The organism is Pseudoalteromonas sp. Of11M-6, assembly GCF_022347905.1.
Lineage (GTDB): Bacteria > Pseudomonadota > Gammaproteobacteria > Enterobacterales > Alteromonadaceae > Pseudoalteromonas.
In genome coordinates, this window is record NZ_JAKRFW010000032.1 from 22,052 (window position 1) to 41,515 (window position 19,464).

Genomic DNA, 19,464 nt, shown 5'->3' on the forward strand with positions numbered 1-19,464 from the left:
GAGGTGCTTGGTTAGAAGTTATTATTTAACATGTGGTTAAGTGTTGTATTTGTGGTGAGTGAATTTTAAAGTTGATTTTATTGTTAATAATGTTGAATTTTTTATTTTTTCATGGCAGCTTAAGAATTAGTGATAAATTTTGATCACTAAACGACTATTTCAAGGAAATGATAATGAAATTAAAATTAAAAAAATCAGCGTTGAAGCAACTAGATAAAAACCAAAACCTACCTTTACAGCAAACCCCTCAAGTAGCTGGCGGTGCTGAGCCAAATACCAGAATCCCATGCCGTTTAACGGAAACGTTGACTGGTACGGATTATGGTCAGTGCCGTTGTTAGTATAGTCGAGCAGTGTTTTAGGTTAGCCTGATGAGGTGGAGAATCTACTTGTTGGACTATCAACCTTAAACAACATAATTTATAAATTAAGATTAACTCAAGGATAATAAGATGAAATTGAAATTTAAAAAAACAGCATTAAAACAATTAGATAAACAACAAAGCTTGCCTCAAGAGCAAACACCAAACATCGCTGGTGGTGCGACAGGTATTCGTTGCCGTCCGCCTTTGACGGAAACTGGTAACCAATACTGGCAGTGTGAGTGTTAAGGTTAGTGATAAATTAACTTGCATAAGCTCACAGTAAAGTGAGCTTTTTTATTTCCGAAAGTTACCAGTTTATTTTATTTTCATATAATTCAATGATTTACGTATTTTGTAACGCCTCAATAAGTTAAGCGGTTTACGCTTTAATCCAGCAGCAATTACGGTCTCTGTTGCAGCGAGTATGCGCTCGGCGCTTTTACCATCGCGGTAAGGGTGCACTTGCTGAATATATTGCTCAATACGTTCACTTTGTGCGTCGGAGAGGTTGAGTGCTTGTTCAACCGCTGCAGATAATTGGCCTGCGTCGGTAATATTGATTAAGGCATCTTGAGGTTGGTGATTATTAAAAGTGATAACCGGTTTACCAATTAATAGTGACTCATCAACGGCGCTAGAGGTATCAGAAATCACCACATCGGCTTGCTGAATGAGTGGAATAAGATTGTCATTTCCGGCGATTTCAAAGTCGCTGATGGTTTCAAGTTCTATGTACATCTGTTGCCACTGCTGTTTCGTCTTAGGATGAAACTTAAGTTGGACTTTGTATTTTCCTGACTCTGCGAGCTGTTTGATTTGTGCATGTAATGCTTCAAGCGACGTGAGATTGGGTGAAAAAGTGGGAGCGTACAGTATGACTGGCTTTTCATTCTCTTGTTTGGTGTAATCAAAATAAGGATCGAGTTTTGGCCAGCCAGTTTCAATCACCGAGAAATAACCATGTTTTTGTGCAAGTTGGTTAAATGGCGCAGTGGTAATTGGGCCGTGAGTACAATACAAATCGAAGAAACCGCGGATCCCAAAGTGACCTTTCTTTTTATATTCCAATCCGTGAAATACTTGCACTTTGGCGCCTGGAAAAAAGTCAGGAACAACGTTTCCAGGTACAAATACTGCTCTGGGGTTAAACGCCTTGACGTCCTCTACGCTCAGTAACTCTGATTCGTCTGGTGCAAGTGAACTTGAGTTTACATCTTTACCTTTTAAAAACCATTTCACCACATCACCGTTTGCACGGATAGCATTTTGGAGAGGTCTTAGAATGGCAAAGCTATATGGCTGCTCAATGTAGAAAAGATAATGTTTAGGCATTGAAAGTCACTTATAAAATCAGAGTTTATGGCCAGCACTTGAATGGCGCAGCTAGGGCCAGAGCGATATTAAGCAAATAATACCGCTTTTACCGCATCAATACCAAACATCCGTTACTTGGCTGTACTGTTGCTGATACGTGAATGCACCTCAGTGGCTTGAGCCATCATGTTATCCATTAAGGTTTGTACTGATTCGATTTCTCGAATTAAGCCTTGAGATTGACCAATAAATTGCACGCCATGGTCTAAATCTCCGTGGATTGTGGCGGCTTCAAGCTTTTCGGTGGCGGCACCAAAGAGTGACAGCATCTTAATTTTATCGAATTGAGATAACAGTCCTAGTAGTAGCTTCCATAAGGGCATGTCGACCATTTTTGCGGCCTTGAATGATTTTATGATGGCCATGAAAAAGTTCATCGGGCGGCGCGTTGCCTTTTCAGCCATGGGGGTTTTCATTACTCGAGCATAAAGACCATCGAAGTTTTTGGAATAAATCGTCTGTTCAACGTCTTTTTCCACAACGGTATTTTTGACATGTTGATGCAAAGGGCTTTCTTTAGATGTTGCAAAACGAGAGCCCATCGCAACGCCCTCTGCGCCAAGCGCTAGCGCGGCGATAAGTCCTCGACCATCGGCAAATCCCCCTGCGGCAATTACAGGTATATTGACGATATCGACTATGCTCGGTACTAAACACAGTGAAGTCACTTCACCACCATGGGCTGCGGCCTCATGACCTGTAACTAATAGCGCATCAACGCCAGATTTTTGTGCTGCTAATGCATGCTTTTGCGTCACCACTGTGGCAATGACTTTTCCGCCGTAGGCTTTAGCTGCTTGTACTAGCCAATCGCCTTTTCCTAAAGAAAAATTGATAACAGGCACTTGCTCTTCTAATGCGACTTTGGCATTTTCTTTGGCGCCTGGCATCATTAACGTCACACCAATACCAAAAGGCTTATCGGTGAGTGCACGAATTTTTCGTATTGCTTGACGTGTCTCGTCCTGACTGAGCGGGCCCGTGGCTAAAATACCTAAGCCACCAGCATTGCTCACTGCCGCAACAAGCTCAGGGACAGAAATCCAGCTCATGCCGGGTAATATAATAGGCTTTTCGATGCCAAATAATTCGGTGATAGCAGTTTTCATCATTGTTATTCTACTGGTCAGATGTGTTTATGAGCATAGCTGGAATTTTGCTTGAAGTGAATACTGGTTGTAAGATACCTGTTTAGAAAGAGGAGCTAAGATGAACGTAGTTATATTATTAGTGAGTTTAGTCATCGCATTGGTTGTCTTGATACCGTTATTGGAAAAGTATCAGCAGCGCTTAGGGCTAGATAAAATGCAAAAGTATGCCAAATATGTACTGCCTTTATTAATGGTGACGCTGATCATTAAACTTATCTACGTTTTGGTAGTCGGGTAACAAGCGCCGAGCTATTTTTTGCGGCGCTTACCATTTTGTAACTTCAACCATCCTGGTTTTTGCGAACGATTTAATTCACTTAAAATAAGGGTTGCCTTTTCTATTGTGATCCTAAAGTCGGCGATATCTTTGTATACCTGAACTGCTATTTTCTTTCTTTTTACCGCCGCGCCGGCATCTAAAAATGACTCGACCAATTTATTCAAAAAGCGTGTTAGCGGCGAGCGAGCTCGGGTATTATCTTTACTTCCTAAGCGTTGTATTTGTTGCTCTAGTTTGCGCTTTATTTGCGTTAATTCGGCTTGGCTAAATTCGCTTTGGGCATTGGGCAACGCTTCGAACAAGTCGAGCTTGTCAGCTAAGTATTGGCATTCAATCGCGCTGAGTTCCTCTTGTTGTAAAATTCTACTTAAGCCATTTCTAAACTCAGTTTGTGTCACGCTGCGGTGGCTCAGGCGCTCGCAATGCTGATTAAACAACTGCCACTTTTGCCACATGTAAACATAGCCCAGTCCCGCGCCTTTGATATTTTGCATGCCGACGATAATTTGGTGTTCATTTGGCAGTGCTTGTTTTGCAATGATTTGGTTTAAAGCATCAGGCTTGATGTCGCTATCATGCACTAACGTACATTTGAGAGAGGCAAGTTGCTCTGCAAGCGCTGCTGTTTGCGAAAGCCTAGTGCTCAGGTCTTCAACTTCCAAAAGCGACTGGGCAATTGTCCACGCTTTAAAACGCTTTAGAGTAGGGTGATGTGTGTTGTCCTCATTATTAAGTTGCGACTGCAGCGAGTCGAGGCTTGAAAACGCAGACTCAGGTAGCTTGTCTGTCGTAGTATTTAATGATGCGATCAGCGCATCTCGCGATAATGTGAGCCTAAGGCGCGTGAGTAAATCGCGCAGTGCGTTGTGGTCGTTATTGCTGAAAATACTGTGTAAGAGATTTTCCAGTGCAACCATAAAGTACTTAAAGAAGCCATCGATATTGGTGCCGATCACCACAATGGCATCAAAATGCAGATCATTGGCCAGAATGTTCGCAAATACTTGCGAGCGCGCTACACGGTCGTTACGATTATTAATTAATGCAACAATTTGCGCCTGCTTTCCCTGTTCGACGATGTTTAAGCGTTTCCAATTTTCTATCGTTGCTAGGCGTTCGTTGGCAGACATGCTGTTGATAAAGCTTTGACTGATTGCACCAATCTTTGCAGTCGTAAACTGCTGAAGCACGCCAACATCGGGAATAACCCTAGAAGCCGTTTCTTTGAACACATAGTCTTTATTGATGCCAATATATTGCGCCATTTTGCAGACTAAGGCGATGTTATCCGGATGCTCAACATAGGGATATTTTGCGAGAATGTCAGGCGTTATTTGATACCCATCACCCCAATGAATCTGAATGAGTGACGTGTTTTTTTGCTCCGCCGCCAAGTTGAGTACTGAAGCCATATTCTGCTCGGCGGTGAACACTTGGGTGTTGTAACCCAAAAAGGCAGACATCTCTTTTGCTACATCCAAGCCTGTTGGGCCTAAAATATCTTCATGATCTGGGTAGGCATTAGTAATGGTGGCGAAGTTATCTTTCATCCAGCGCACTAGAATTTTTACATATCTCGGAGTCAGGCCCATACATTCCCACAGGAAAACGTCCGCTTTTACCTGCTTTGCAAAATGTAGCACATCAGCTTGCTCCCAAATACTCGCTTTGTCGAAAGGCCGAAATAGTGGGATCTCATATTGCTCACCAGAAATTTTTGAATAGATAAGCATTGCTTCACAGCCCGTGGTCTTGCTCACGACTCTCAGCGCCAAACTGCTAAATAAGGCCGACTTCAGCCTCTCGGTTCCTGATTTTCCTCGTGTTCCCCAGCCGCCAATGGACACCGGAATGTGTTTTCGATTTTGTTTTATTCTTTTACTGACATAAATATGCCGAGTCCAAAAGTAGCTAATAAATGCAAGCACAAAGAAAACCAGCTGCGAAATACTATTTTGATAAATGGCATCGACGTATTCTTTAAAACTGCTCCAAATGGTGAGTAGCGCAGAGGTGACACCAGAGCGAGTATAAAGTTGCTGAATGTCTTTCGCGACAGGAAATGGCGTTTTTGCGATGTCGCCATAGGCACTAAAGTGTAGAGAAAACCCCAGCGTGTTAAGTGCATCCAAATACTTACCTTGCTCAAGTTCGTTGCCCTTTCGTAAGCGGTCTAGCTCTGCAAACTGCCATGTTATGGTCCAGTACGCCTTAAGGCGTCGCCACAAAGTCGATGGCGGAGTAACGGCTAAAATACCATCCGGCGTATAGGTTTTGGCGTCTTCTTTACTGTGGTCATTGGTCAGTACACTTAGCAAAAAGTCGAGTAATGGTAGATGTGGTCGACTCGTTTGTTCGGCGATATTAAAGAGCAATTCCCCTGGCACTTTTGTTTCGCTAATTTCAGCGGTAGTGCAGCTAGGGACGTGGATCGATACGCTGGGCTTTTTCGCTTTGGTATGGGAATAGCTTTGACGTTTATCGGTACTTGGTTGTCTTATTTCGTGTATTACTCGCCATAATCTTCTTGCTTGACGATATCCTTGTTGGATACGCCAGCCAGCTTTTGTTTTTGAGGCATTAAGACTTTGACCGCGCTGTGCAATATAAGAAAGTGAGCGGCCCAGTTCATCACGAGACCAAGTTGCCAGTGCGTCACTTTGTTCGTTGGCTTCAAGAGAAGCGTTGAGCTGCGCGATGATGGCTTGATGATAGAAGCTACCTAGCTGTTCCCTGGCTCTGGTGATATAACGGCAAACGGCGATGTTTGTTTCGTTCGATAAGCAGTCATTTAAGGTATCAATAAACCGTTTGAAGCAGAGTTCGGCTTGATTTGATTCAAGTTGCATATTCAGCATAATACGTGCGCTTTGCTCAAGCGCTAAGCGCTTGAGCTGCATACTAAAGTCGCCTGTTAGCACACGTTGCCACAGTAAAAATGCAAAGTCCTGCTGGCAAAAGCGGTCTGCGGATAACTGTTTTATCAAGGTGAAAAGTACGGCATTTTCACTTTCTTGCTCAAACCGTTTGGCGATTAACTCTTGTGCAAAGGATGTGGGATAAAACTCGACAAACTCTAGCGTAACCTGGCGCACTCTGGGCAAGGTGTGCTCGCTGAGTGCGCAAAGCATATTGAGATCTTTTTCTGTAAGCTTTGGCTGGCTGACAATAATTTTAGGAAAGATACTCAAAATATAGAGTACTTCGGCATCAACTTGCTGACTATTTTCAATGTCGTTCGCTTCTTCAAGCAAAGCCCACATGTAGGCACGAATAAAGGTGGGGCGTTGATGTATTAAGATCTCTAAAATATCGACGGTGGCCTGATAGGGCATATTGTCAGACTCAAGCAACTCAATAAGTTTGGCGATAAGCTCTGCGTCTAATTCCGAGTCAACCTCATAGTTGTTCAAGGTTGCGACCATATTCACCAATGCGCGGATCAAGCCATGACGAATATGTTGATTTTGGCTATGGGCGAGTAAGTTTAAGCAAAATGGCTGCAAATCCAAACGTTGCCAAGCATTTTCTAGAGTATCGTGATGAGCACGTAAATATCGGTTAGTTAGGGCGCCAAGTTTGGCAATTAAAAACTTAATTTGCTGTTCTATCGTGGCAACTTGATGTTGATATCGAGCAACTACAGCGCCTTCGTCAAACCATCGTGAAAATGCTTTTTTATCTTGTTCTAACGCGACTTTAGTGGTGCCAAGTTCTTGAGCATAGGCGATAATATGTAGCTCTTTTTCGCTGGCAAATTCAGACTTAGCGATACGCTGTACAAATCCGGTGTGGGATACCTCGAGCAGCAAAATTTGCTCATGTAGGGTCTCAATTTTATGCCGCAAAAAGGCGATAGATTGAAGTACCAGCCAGTCGGTTTCATCCTCGTTTTCAGGGCGATTGTAAATGAGTTCCCATGCGCACAATTCGTCGATCAACGCACTGTATTTATGTTGATACAAGTTCAGCCAAAACTTTTCCGTTTCGGCAAAAAATAGGGCTTCTAATTGACTCTTTAAGGCTTTAGCGCTCATGTAAATCTTGCTCTAATAAGTGACTTAGCTGTAACGATTCAAAAATAATTTCGTCGTGAGCATAGGGGGCAAAACCGGTTTGCTGTAAATTGCCTAAACGTACTTGTAGCCCAATCTGATGGGTATTGTTAAACCAGTCTTGAGTCCAAGTAACGCCTAACCAACCAGCTGTGTTATGACTAAAGTCAAAACCCGTTTGCCAACCCAATTGAGTTAAGTATTGCCATGTTGGATTAGGGCGGTTTTGATCGGCAAATACATAGCTTGATGTTAATCCGGCGTGGAAAATATGGCCTTGATAAAATTGATACCAATCAAATGAAAACAGTGCATTGTCGAGCGTTTGCCAATCTTGATTTGACGTCAGTGTAACGCCGGAGCTGAAGTAACTATCAACCCAAGGCTGATAGCGCAGTCCAGCATGCGCTTGCCAGCCGTGCTTATGATTATTACGGTAAAAGGTGTACATATCAGGGCCAATTTGCTCATCTGCAATAAATTCGTCCTTGCTGATACTGGTGTAAGTGTAAAAAGGCTGCCACCACCAAATGCTTCTAAAACCGCTGTTATAACGGTGAATTTGGCCAAACTTTGCCGAAATACTAGAGCTTAAATGGGTTTCACTGATAGCCGTTGCATCCTGCCAACGATTACGCACCCTCGCTTCTGCAAACCAGTTCGACTGCTGCGAGAGCCAATCATATTGACCATTGATAGAGAAGGTGTCTTGGTGATGATTATCCATCGTATAGAAAGTATCGATGCGGTACCAGTTATTCTCATCCTTCACTCTCAACGATAAACCTAAATCGAGTGTGGTACGGCTGGGGCTAGGCTCCGTTGTCTGTACAATGTCGTCGCTATCAATATTCAAAAATCCTTCGACGCCAGTGCGACTTTCATCAGTTTCAATACGAGCTTGCTGAAATTTGGGCTCAGCATTTGTTGGTGTTAACTGTTGTTTGGCTTTTAAGAACATTGGCACTTCAGGTACTAGGTTAACGCGATGCAATGTTGGACTTAACGCCCAGATAGACATGCGTGCTAACGTTTGCTGTTGTTGGCCAGTTAGTGAGACTTGTCCTGCCGGGTGAAAATAGGTGGCTTCATTTCTAATACCATCGGCAAAGGTTTCAATTTTAATCAGACTATCTCTAGTTAATTTCGCCGTGATTGGGGTTGTTTCATCAGAGCGATAAAAAATCTGTCTAGTATCCAATGGGATATCATGCCATTGACCTTGGCCAAAGTATTGCGGACGTACGCTAACGCTTTGCCCCGATAAAGGGTTGAGCCAACGCAATTGCAATAGTCCTTGTCGCGTCTCAACTTGTTTAATGCCGTAATAGAGCGGTTGCGTTGGCTGCAGCGAGATCACATCACCTTGACTTGGCCCCACCAGCTCTACATTAGCAGGCGGTGCCACGATTTGCTTGGCAGCAGAGTAGGCAAACTTTACTCTTACTTGAACTTGTTGATACTCAGAAAAATCAATAGTCAGTATTTCGTTTGCTCTGAGTGGCAGGCCTGACGGCTGATTTTCTGTGAGGTGTGCGGTGATCTGGTCACCAACGCTTTGCGCCGCAAGCGTATCAACTTTTACCTTTTGTGTGCCCACATAACTCGTGTATTGTTCCGCAGCAAGCCATTGACCATAGCGCATCAAGCGGGCATATAAATCGGTTAAAACGGCATCATCCGATAAACTGGGGTGCAGACGTTGAAGGACCCTGTTGTAGCTTTCGTTAGACAATGTTTGCTGACTCAATTGATACAAGGCATTTATCGCAATTTCTTTAGCACTGAGCTCATCTGCTATGTTCGCATCAGTGCTACTAACCAAGTGCGCAGACTTATCTGCAAAAGCCGGAGTGTTAGCGGTTTCTGGTTGCACCCGGATCTCTACAAACAACTCATTACTACTGAAAAGTGTGAGGCTTTCATTTGCCGCTAATTGAATATATTGCTGCGATGCAACAGATAATCGAGTCGCTTGTGGCTGCAATTGCAAGTTTGCTGCAATATCACTAAATATGGGTAAAATCCGGGTTTTAGCGTTGTGTTCATATAGCAGCCATTGAGTATTTTTGTATTCTTGTCCTTGGTACGCAGCACGTGCACTTAGCTTGACCGTCAAAGGCGTTTTAGCAACCAGTTTGATGGGTTTACCTGAACCTAGCGGGTACAGCTCAGTTTGATTATCCAGTGATTCCACGGCTTGAAGGCCATAGTGATTAAGGCTGTATTGAGGCTGGGTCAGTTCGTTTGTTTGAATTGCCGCGACTTGTTCGGCCTGTTTTGGTGTTAATGCCATTTGCTGGCTTGTCCACAGCGCTTCTTGCTGAAGCCCAGAGTCAAGCAGGTACGTCAACAGGATATCATCGCATTGATATTGCGTGATATCAGTTTCGTGGGCAGCGCATAATAGGCTAGCTTGGATATATTCATTCTGTGCTAAATATCTCGCGAGTAGTTCATTGGCAGCGTACTCTCTTAAAGATTGAGCGGTGCTTTTTAGCAGTGATTTTAGTAATACCTCGGCGTTTCCACTGCGTTCTAGCTGAGTCAAAATAGTAATATTCAGTTGCCAAGCCATTAACGCAACTTGCTCACTATGCCCACTCAAATACGGCTTCAGTTTCGCAAGTGCCATGAGTGGTTTGGTCTTTGCTACGATTTGCAGCTCCGCAAGCACTTTGGTGGCGGTAAACTGGCCGTGGCTGTCTGTCTTAACACTTAGTTCCGGTGCACTCAGCCCGCTAAGAGATAAATAGTAAGTGTCCGCTCGATTTTGTTTGCTTCTTGCCAGCAGACCTTGAACCAATGACCCTTGGCCTAGCGCTTCTTGCGTCATGGTTAAGAAGTCGGGAAATGGTTGTACGCGGTTTATTGCTACAGCGATATCAAGCGCTTGCTTAGCCCCTTCAATCATCACAACTTTGGATGCTGGATTCATGTGTAGGGTAAGTCTTTGAAAATGACTGCTAGGCGCAACAAGCAGCGTATGTTGGCCATGCTCGCTGGTGATGGTTAAGCGTTCTGGCGTTCTTGCTCGAACATACAAGGTAATTGCATTATCAATTCTCAGTATGTTCTCAAGATGATACTTCAGTGGCTGAGGCGATGTAATGTAATTGACTCGCTGAGCGCTTGAAGTGAGCAGCACTTGCCCAGCGGCGCTGCGGCTGCCCAGTGTTACTCCACTTATCGCAACATGATGAGAGAGCGGTTGAGGGGAGCTTGGCGTTAAAAAATACACCGTAGAGGCAATATCGTTAAGCATTTGCTTACGTTTGACCGCTAACGCCGTGTCAGAAGCGTTAAAAGTGAGTGGAGAAGTATCACCATTCATGTAAAGGGCGCTGAGCTGCTCGTTCAGCTGTTTATTCCAATACGGACTAAATAGCGACTCTTGCAGCTTTATTCCTGCATTATCGTCGTAAATACCACGGTGCATTTGTAGTAAGTTAAGGTAGGCAGGCACCGATGTTGTGATAGTGAGATAACTACCTTGCGGGACAGCAATATAATCTTGGTTAGACAAGCCGACTTTAGGCTCAAGGTACTCATCCGCTTGGATGTCTGATATTGCAATGGTGCTGATAACCTCACCGTTGACTTTAATTGTGACAGTACCATTTTGCGCAATCGCGTGTAGATCTTTTCGAACTTCTAGTTTGAGCTTTTTGGCGTGCTCAAAGAACAAGCTTGTCATTTGTGTAGGTTGTAGGTGAAACCAGCGCTCTGTATCTTGCGCTAATTGCAGTGTTTGGTCGTCAAGCCCTGGCAGTCTAAGTGCTCTTCGATACGGATCTCTGTGGCTATGCATGCTGCCTTGCCAAAGCGCGAGAGATTGAGCGTTATCACCGGTGTAAGCAACCTGAATTAAGCGGTTTTGTGCTATTGCACTCAGTTGGCAGCGGGATTGAATACATAACCAATCGGATGTTGGAATGGCACGTCGTAGTTCTGGGGTTTGCCCCGCAAAAAATTCGAATGTGTCGAGGGCACTTGGCGTTGTGACTAACCACGCGTGACTTGGCAAAAACAGCCACGCTTTTTGCTGCGGTGCAAAGTGCTTGTTAGCATTGGCTTGGATAAATTGCATACGTGACAGGTCAATCCATTGGGCAGCCGTCTGTATCCCTACCTCATTGGCTCGGGATATCGTTGCAAACAGCAGTAGTGTCATTATAAAAGTGATTGCACGCATTTAGTAAACTGCTCTAGTTGTTGATTGTTATTAATTAATTGCTTTCTTGTTTGATAGCTTAGCTCAATATGGATAAAGCTATATTCAGGAAGCGCAAGCTGATGCATGATATTTTGCGTCCCGCCAAGTTCTTGCACTTCTTGAGGGTAAATCAGCGCCCGATAACCTTGCTTAACAAGACAAGACTTCAACTTCCATAGTGTGTCGTCATTTGTTTTGCCTTGGCTTAAAATTATTTCGCTTAGTTTACCGCCGTCGGTTTTTCGCTTCTTCTGACTAAACCCATGTATTTGGAACACTTTTGCTATTGGGTGTAAAGATGTAAAAGCTATGATAGCTGACGCGTGAATATTGTGAGGTTGCTTGGCGTAATCATAGGTTTTACCAGTGTCATTGTTATCGTATCTGTGTTTTGTGTTGTTCAGTAACACTTGGCAACTGTGCTGGAAAATGTGCTCACCAATGGTCAGCGTATGTTTATCATGAAAGCGATGTGGAACAGACACCACGCAAGGCCGGTGCTTAGGCGCATACGTGACTTCGCCATGCGCTTCACTTTGAGGCTTTGGCGTCAATGTAAACTGCTCTGCTTGGTGCGTAAATTGCCAGCCATCAAGTGCTACAGGTTGCTTAAACCAGTGCGCCATTTTGCTACTGTCGGGAACCGCAGCGTTAACATTCAGTGACAAGCACAATGCCATGTAAAGTGCGTAGCGACTAAGGCGTTTCATCTTGCCACCAGTTTAATGTTGCATCAGGCTGTTCATGTTCCTCTAATACACTTATCCAAACATCATGTGAAAAGCGAAGCGTCATGGTTTTAGGCGATGTTAAGTCTTGAAACAGCGGCAAAGTAATACTTGGGTACTCGTACAGCTCTGCGTGATTAGGGTTAAAAAACATCCTCGTTTGTGCAGGGTTTAGGTGTAAGACAAAGTGTTTAGCTAAAATCGTGTATTCATCGCTTGGGGTGATGACCTTAGTGCTATCTAGGGCGGTTGCTACCGTGATTTCAGCTTGAGGTTCGGCACTAAACACTTTGACGACCAAAGCGTTAGGTTGCAAGTTATTCTCACTAACAGCAACGGTAAGTGGCGTTGTTTTTGCCACTTTGTACAGGCGGATCTTCCGCACGGTTCTTGGAAGCCCTTGATTGATGAAAAGTGCTTGGGTGTTCGCTAACTCCTCTATTTGTAAGCTGTTTAACGGAACTTCAAATAGTGTAGGTTTGCGCTTTTGCTTCACAATCACACTGCTTGGGTAGCTTGTTGCTTTACCGAGCTTATAGAGTGCAGATTTAGCTACCTGACGATATTCAAACTCCATTTGCGGTACTGAGTTATCAAAGTAAGCTTGCTCAATGGGCACCAACGCGATATCCGATACAGCTAAAAGCTGGTCTAAGTCTTTGGAGCGGTATTGAGGCAGCAACTCAGGTACTTCAGGTGGCGCTTCAAATAAGCGCACCGATGCTATCTGCTTTTGTGTGTGAAAGAGGTAATGGTTGTCGGCCTTTTGGCTAAACCATGCGTCAATACCTTGATAAATCGGACTTTCAGGGTCGCACACTGGGTCACAACGATGACTCAGGTAATTAAATGTTGGACTGCGGGCTTGCAGCTTCACCATCGCGTCTTCGGCTTCAATTTTAATTTGATTAACGTTATCTGGTATTGCCAAATAACGCTTCTCTGCGGTTGGTAAGGTTTGTCGCTCCGTGGTTTCAGTTATCAGTCTATCAAACAAAGCTTGCTCCGCCGTTGCGGTAAAAACATAGTCCTTGATCCGCTCATTGTTGCTATAGAGGCTCACAGAGAGAGTGCTGCCAATGGGCGCGCGCCACTCTAAAGCGATATCGCTTTTAGGAGAGACTTGATAGTAAGCCGGCGTTTGCGCGTTGAGCATATAATAGTAACTATGCAACGGGACTATAGGGTCGACGCCATTGCTAAATACCCGAATGCTGGTGGGGGCGCTTGCGCTAACGGTAACAAGGCCAGCAGGTAAGTTGCTTAGTTTAGCTTGCGCAGCGGATAGTACCTCAGGCGTTAGTGGCTTTGGCGCGTCGAGTTGGCGTAAATCGTGCCAAACAAAAGTGAGATTTGCATTCTCGGAATGGCTTAATAAATATTCCGTGTGTTCATAGACGCGAAAACTTGCGCTTAGCTGCTCAGAAATAAACAAACTATCTAAGTCTAGCTGGGTCGAGAAATCATGATTAAGCACATTGTAGGGCAGTGACTCGTATAACAAGTCAGCACGAAAGTCGATGTTAGGCACGCCCTGTGGCGCTAGCTTTTGCCAATCTAACATGACCGAATTGTATTTTTCTTCGTTGGTTAAGGCGTTTTCACCTATGGTGTGGTAATTCGTCATGCGTTCACGCCATTCGGTTGGCCTTTTCAGCCATGCTTTGGCGGGGTCGACAATACTGTTACTGGTTTGGGCATGGACGCGTACTACCACGCCTTTAAGCTGAGCATTTTCTGGTATTAGCTTTAACGTGATGGTTGCAGCCTGTTGTAACTCTTCACGATTTAAATAAAAGGATTGCCCAGACGCCACGGCCAACGCTTCACGGTTTTCAATGATCTGTTTTACTTGTTGCTGAAAGTCGTTCGAGGCGGCTTTAGCTGCATGGTGATAAGTACCGCGATAGATAATCGCTCCTTTTGCATCAAGTAACTGATATTCAATAGCATAGTTGACAGGCTGATCATCCAGTGGTTGCGATTCGAATATCCCATTGGACAACACCCGAACAGACATGGTCCGAGACGGAGAAAAGGAAAACTTCAGTGCACTGTCGGTTTTTAGCCAATGAACATTGGAGCGAATATTAAACAAGGTCGAGGTATTTGAAGGCTCCGCCGATTTTACCCACACAAATAAAGTGACGGCGAACCAAACAAAAAGTAGCAGCAAAGCCGTAAAAATAGCAAATCGTAATATCTGCTTAATCCAGTACATAACGCCCCTCATGAACCGCTTTTGCATAAGTGGCTAAATCAATAATGCGATTTCTTCTTGGTAAGTATAGCGCGAGCAGTGCGTTGTCACGGGTAAACATTAATCCCAGCTCACCATTTCTATGCGTGCTAAAGGCGCTTATTTTACACTGGCTTTCAAATTGACAAAGTGCTTGGAGCACCGGTAAATGTTGGGTGGTGGCATAACGCCCAGTGGCCACATTAAGTGCGTCAATAAATTGCGCACTGGCCTCATGCCAATCATTTGGAGAGAGGGCAAGCAAGTCGATTATTTTGAGCCTAGGTGTGTGTGCAACGGCTAAAAGGCGTTGCAATAAAGCATCGTTGGTAATGGCAAAGTGCGATTTAAAATCTGATGCCAACCACAGTGCTGCTAACTCACTTTTTGGCGCGAACAGCTGATATCCCGACTGCGGTGTGGTACCGAGTTCTAAGCCTCTTGTTGCTTGTTGTCCTGAAACGGTTTGGGTATTAACACCAAGATCAGCTAGCACCCTTTGTAGTGTAGCAATGGTGTCATTATGAATAGGGTTAGGCGTTGTAAATTGGTACGCAAGCGCTGAAGGTCTGATGCTTGCAGGCGCGCTATGACTGCGGATCTGTAAATTAAGTAAGGGGTTGTCATAAAAGTAGCGCTGTGCACTTTGATACACCACATTAAATAATGACCGCACGTTGTCGGCTGCCATTACATTTGCATCTATGCTGGTATACGGATGAGCACCAGCGATTGCCAGTAACTTTGCATGGGTGGCCGTAAACAACTGCCCAGAGAACTCCAGCGTGTTACTTTCAAAGAGTGGTCTAGGCACCGCAATGGTGAGGGATGGTTTAGCCAGCAAGGCAATAAAGTACACCCCTTGACCCAAATCATAGGCAGATTTGGTATCTAAAGGAGAAATTGCAACGAATTGCCCTTGGTTATTTTCAACTAAAGTTAATTGATACTGTAATAGGTTTGCTACGCGATTTATCTGGCTCAACCTTACCTCAAGCGTTTCCGGCGTTGTTACTATCTCGAGGTTTTGGGTGATGGCAAATAGCGGCCTTAACACTTCATATTCCCACAATGCAGCACTGGTATCGCTCAGTGCACTAAATGCACCGCTGCCTTTGGCGCTAATGTGACTTGAAAATGCTTCAATAAGTGCCTGTATGCTCTCATCGCTTGTGCTTATTTTATCTATGTCTTTGTCGATGCGTTGCAGGCCATATGCGCTTAGCAACGACGAATAGCTATCCGAGCTTAAATACGCCTCAATCATCTGTCCATGGAATTGGCTGTAAGGTAAAGGCGCATTTGCCGCGAGACCAAAGTGTGCATCGTTGATGTTAAACAAGGTAGCAAGTTCAGATTGTTGCACTGAGCTTGGCACACTGTTAAATATCCACATCTGTGCGTCTTCTTTTAAACTGTGTTGGTGCATCAATTGGCTTACTTGCCGATTAATTTCTCTGAGTTGTACGACCTCTGGGGTATCCATCGCGATGAAAAAGTCACTGTAGAACTCGCTTTGTTTGCCGTTCTTATCGCCACTTTGGTTAGGTCGCGCATTGCCAAATGCTATCGCCTGGCTTTGCCAATAGGAAAACAATATCCCACCAGCTTCGCTGGCAAGCCGCTCAGCGGTGGGGTAAGGCACACTGATGATATGGGCTTTTTGAGTAGCTAAATTAATGATAAACAGGCCGCGTTTATGATCTTGTTGATTGTCTTTTATTACTAAAAATTGTGTCGTACGCTGCAAAGAAAAGTCGGCTTGGCGCAGTAAGGTGGCGGCTTCGGCATAGTGTGACTCACTATCCTGCTTAAGCAACCTAATTGCTTGTTTAAAGTGACTACGTTGCTGCTCGGTCACATATTGACTGACATTAACGTTAGCGGCATTTTGAGTATACAGCTGGCTCTTGTAATTACTGATCACTTGGCTGAGTGTTAAATCGCGGGCTGATTCATTTATCGCTAATGTATTACTTTGTACGAATAGGCTTGGAATGACCATAATTGCAAAACCAATACAGATGGCGATAAAGCCACCAACAATTGAGGTTTGAAAAGTTGCGCGGATCACAAGGCCTAGCGCATTTTTTTGGTAAATTTTAAGGGCAAGTAAGGTCGATAGCATGTAGCCAAAAGCAAAGGTATCGGTCACTTTTAAGGTTGGGAAGTAACCGACGACGACATAGTTTAAAATCAGTTTGTAGACAAAGCCGATATTAAAAAACAGCAGCATGAGCCGCGCGCCTTCGATATTGGCGTGTTTTAAACGAGTAAAGTTTAAGACTATATATCCAAAGACTAAAATAATTGCTGTTTCTACGAATGATGTGAGCAGCTTTGTGGGTTGCATCAGTTGCAGTGCTAGCAGCGCTGGCAGCATAATGCCATTGAATTCCCAGCCGTACTTTAAATTAGCCCTTGATGCGATAAAAGCGGTGATCACCAAGATAATATAAGCTTTAGGGGCTGCAATAATTGAGGCCGCAACAGCTTCGTACATGACGGCAAGATTGGCAATGCTAAAGTTGGTAAACGTCATCAATCCAAAACGAATGATGATATAGGTAACAATCAACTGAATAGCGGTGACTTTTATGCCATATTTAAAGCCGCCATTCCACATTACATTGGCGGTCAATGCGATGATAATCAGCCCGAGGCTATAAAGTTGTGCGGCGTAATCAAAAGTGATGTCCCATTGTGTTAAGTACGCGGCGACCAGCGGCCAAAATAGCACATCCATGGTAACTCGAACCATAATGCTTAACAAAACGATGGCAAAAAATCGGTCACGGCCAAACATTTCTGCATAGCCTAGTCGCTCAACAAGTGTTTTGGCAAAAAACCGCATTAAGCCATAAACAACAATGGCCTCAACAATGATCACCCAAGCCGATGTTGGGCTCACGATAAATAAAGGGACTAGGTAACCTGGAACCACTAAACCAGTTAACGGGAAGCCAAACCTTAGATTGAAAAATGCGACAACCGCGATGCCTATCCAAACACACGTGATAACGGATTGCCCAAGTCCGCCCGCACTTGGGAATAGCATTAGCGTCCAGTCCATTTATTCGTCATCCCACTCTTCAGGCAAAAGTTGCTCGTTAACCGCAAGCTGCTCTGACAAATGTGTTAAAAAAGCTTCTTTATCATCTAGTTGAGATAATTGCTCACCAAGGTCGATAAATTCAAACAACACCCCGCTGGTTTCAAATGGGGTACTGGCGTTAAGGCTGGTTGATTGTTTGAGTAAGGCGCGAATGCTTAGTAAATAAGTTCGATTGTCTAAATACACAGGTAATACGATTTTGCCACGTTTTAGGGTTAAATAGCGCAACTTTCCTTTAGCTTGTTCACTATCCATCTCGGTACAGCGGCAAAGTAAGTCTAAGGCGGACATGTCGAAAATAGACAGCTTATGTTCTCTAGCAAAGCGTTCAAGAGATTCATTTACCTGCACAATTTGCCCAAATAAGTTATATAAAATACTGGCACTGTGAAGCTGGTTGAAGACATGCTCCAGTGAGGTGAGTTTTTGATCCATCTCATTAATTGCATTTTTGATTTTATGACTTAGTGGCTCCTTTAGAGAAAAAGTCAGCGCTCGAGTCAGTGTGCTTTTGAGGTTTTTTTGCTCAGCAGCAAACACCTTATAGTGGAATAATAATTCACCAATTTGATGCGCAAAGAGATTTACATTTTTAATAAATGCTTGCTCATCAAAGTTGTCTTGAGGAGTGACGGTTAGCGCCCAAAAACCCCGAACATCTCCTGCGTACATTAAGGGGGCGATGTACTGCTGCTCATCTTCAGCTAGATGTTGGAAGAAAGGGCGGGTAATTTTGATGGCACCAAACGCTTTGATTGCATCTGAATAGGGTACTCGCTCGTAGTCTCTCCGCATCTCTAAGATATCGCTGAGCTGACAGTGTATTGCACGTATTTCAGTTACTCTGTGGTCCCCCTCTAAGCGGGTGAGAAAGATACTTCTTTTCAGGTTGAGCTGTTGATTTACAAGTTGGATGATTGCATCCCAAGGTTCATTATGCTCAAGAAAATGTCGTGGTAAGTATCGACCCATCATACGTTGCTGGATTAGGGCTATCAGTGATTTTAAGTTTTCCTCTTCTGACCACTTCAGTGAAATAAACACCCAAATTAGCGATAGCCATATCAAGGAAAACAACTCACCAAGCGGCAATAACACGGAATACCAATGATGCGCAGCAATGCCACACATAATAAGTAACATGCTGGTGAATACTGCAATGACTACATTGGTTTTTGTCGCATTTCTTTGGTAGCCCACTAAGAAAAATATTGATGCCAGTACCATCACTGCGATTATTGTCACTTTATTTAAAGGTTGGATAAAACTGTCGGATGCAAAGCTATTGGCAATAAATGCTTGTAGGTAAACAGGCGGAAGTTCTTGCGCACCAAAATAAGCATTACTATTCAAGCGTGAAAATTTTGAGTGCTGAGCAACTAAGATGACCTTTTCGCTAAGTTGTGCGGTGAATAAGTCACCATCAAGCACTCTCTGCGCACTAAATTTTGGTAGTGAATAATAAGGCAGCGAGTAGTCTATGATTTTGTTGAGGTATTCACCATGCTGCGGAAATATTTTATCCCACAATATGTCACACGCACCTGCAGGTGGTGCAAGGCTGATTGCGCTGCCGTACCAATTTTCTGTCTCCAATAAACAAACCGATTGCGTATTGAATGGATAGTAAATTGAGTCATTGTTTTGTTGTGGCGAAAGTTCGGTATTTGCAAAGAACACAACGGCTTTTGGTTGATAGCCAGAGAGTATTTTTGCTAACTGCTGATGTTGTTGCTGTAAGTTTTCCGCTTCAATCACGACTACTTGCGTTGCTTGCGTGGTGTTGAGCTTGGAAAACCATTGTAACCCAATTAGGTTTACCTGTTTATATAAGCCTGATGCTGACGCGATCAACAAAATAGCGAATAAACTCATAAATAGCCAAAACTCACGTTGGCGTTTTATAAAGTTTAATTGACTAAAAATCGACATGCTTTTTCA

General features: G+C 43.9%; 11 protein-coding genes. 3 read left to right on the plus strand and 8 right to left on the minus strand.

What is annotated here, in order from left to right; translation table 11 throughout:
- The first annotated feature begins 173 nt into the window (after window positions 1–173).
- Window positions 174–341, plus strand: coding sequence for a hypothetical protein (locus MHN32_RS15210; protein ID WP_017217813.1), 168 nt, complete (start codon window positions 174–176; stop codon window positions 339–341).
- A gap of 111 nt (window positions 342–452) precedes the next feature.
- Window positions 453–611, plus strand: a complete 159-nt coding sequence (locus MHN32_RS15215; RefSeq protein ID WP_167310207.1) for a hypothetical protein — start codon at window positions 453–455, stop codon at window positions 609–611.
- Between the two features lie 69 nt (window positions 612–680).
- Here the strand turns inward: MHN32_RS15215 and MHN32_RS15220 are convergent, their stop codons facing one another.
- Window positions 681–1,697 carry a UDP-N-acetylglucosamine 2-epimerase gene (locus MHN32_RS15220; protein WP_102056344.1) on the minus strand — a complete coding sequence of 339 codons (1,017 nt, stop codon included), beginning with the start codon at window positions 1,695–1,697 and terminating at the stop codon, window positions 681–683.
- A gap of 113 nt (window positions 1,698–1,810) precedes the next feature.
- Entirely contained in the window at window positions 1,811–2,857 is a 1,047-nt protein-coding gene (locus MHN32_RS15225) for a nitronate monooxygenase (RefSeq protein ID WP_323054436.1), read from the minus strand.
- A gap of 91 nt (window positions 2,858–2,948) precedes the next feature.
- On the opposite strand from MHN32_RS15225, the gene MHN32_RS15230 reads away from it, so the two are divergent.
- Entirely contained in the window at window positions 2,949–3,128 is a 180-nt protein-coding gene (locus tag MHN32_RS15230; protein WP_010370747.1) for a hypothetical protein, read from the plus strand.
- 11 nt (window positions 3,129–3,139) lie between these two features.
- Here the strand turns inward: MHN32_RS15230 and pgsB are convergent, their stop codons facing one another.
- From pgsB to MHN32_RS15260, 6 genes are read right to left on the minus strand one after another with little or no spacing between them, the layout of a single operon-like run.
- Complete coding sequence (gene pgsB / locus MHN32_RS15235; protein WP_239422245.1) at window positions 3,140–7,207, minus strand: poly-gamma-glutamate synthase PgsB; 4,068 nt, start codon at window positions 7,205–7,207, stop codon at window positions 3,140–3,142.
- Complete coding sequence (locus MHN32_RS15240; RefSeq protein ID WP_239422246.1) at window positions 7,197–11,420, minus strand: hypothetical protein; 4,224 nt, start codon at window positions 11,418–11,420, stop codon at window positions 7,197–7,199. Before MHN32_RS15240 ends, pgsB begins: the two co-directional genes overlap by 11 nt.
- The gene (locus MHN32_RS15245) at window positions 11,399–12,151 is read right to left on the minus strand and encodes a hypothetical protein (RefSeq protein ID WP_239422247.1); all 753 of its coding nucleotides are present in this window, start codon (window positions 12,149–12,151) and stop codon (window positions 11,399–11,401) included. The genes MHN32_RS15240 and MHN32_RS15245 overlap by 22 nt, the downstream gene beginning before the upstream one ends.
- Entirely contained in the window at window positions 12,138–14,390 is a 2,253-nt protein-coding gene (locus tag MHN32_RS15250; RefSeq protein WP_239422248.1) for a hypothetical protein, read from the minus strand. Before MHN32_RS15250 ends, MHN32_RS15245 begins: the two co-directional genes overlap by 14 nt.
- A complete protein-coding gene (locus MHN32_RS15255; protein ID WP_239422249.1) occupies window positions 14,377–17,481 on the minus strand; it encodes a poly-gamma-glutamate biosynthesis protein PgsC/CapC in 3,105 nt (1,034 codons plus the stop codon). Before MHN32_RS15255 ends, MHN32_RS15250 begins: the two co-directional genes overlap by 14 nt.
- Entirely contained in the window at window positions 17,482–19,455 is a 1,974-nt protein-coding gene (locus tag MHN32_RS15260) for a hypothetical protein (protein ID WP_239422250.1), read from the minus strand.
- Between the last annotated feature and the right edge of the window lie 9 nt (window positions 19,456–19,464).

Bases quoted from the DNA above. Each gene is read 5' to 3' on its own strand.
- MHN32_RS15210 (WP_017217813.1), top strand. From the start codon at position 174: ATGAAATTAAAATTAAAAAAATCAGCGTTGAAGCAACTAGATAAAAAC.
- MHN32_RS15215 (WP_167310207.1), top strand. From the start codon at position 453: ATGAAATTGAAATTTAAAAAAACAGCATTAAAACAATTAGATAAACAA.
- MHN32_RS15220 (WP_102056344.1), bottom strand. From the start codon at position 1,697: ATGCCTAAACATTATCTTTTCTACATTGAGCAGCCATATAGCTTTGCC.
- MHN32_RS15230 (WP_010370747.1), top strand. From the start codon at position 2,949: ATGAACGTAGTTATATTATTAGTGAGTTTAGTCATCGCATTGGTTGTC.
- pgsB (WP_239422245.1), bottom strand. From the start codon at position 7,207: ATGAGCGCTAAAGCCTTAAAGAGTCAATTAGAAGCCCTATTTTTTGCC.
- MHN32_RS15240 (WP_239422246.1), bottom strand. From the start codon at position 11,420: ATGCGTGCAATCACTTTTATAATGACACTACTGCTGTTTGCAACGATA.
- MHN32_RS15245 (WP_239422247.1), bottom strand. From the start codon at position 12,151: ATGAAACGCCTTAGTCGCTACGCACTTTACATGGCATTGTGCTTGTCA.
- MHN32_RS15250 (WP_239422248.1), bottom strand. From the start codon at position 14,390: ATGTACTGGATTAAGCAGATATTACGATTTGCTATTTTTACGGCTTTG.
- MHN32_RS15255 (WP_239422249.1), bottom strand. From the start codon at position 17,481: ATGGACTGGACGCTAATGCTATTCCCAAGTGCGGGCGGACTTGGGCAA.
- MHN32_RS15260 (WP_239422250.1), bottom strand. From the start codon at position 19,455: ATGTCGATTTTTAGTCAATTAAACTTTATAAAACGCCAACGTGAGTTT.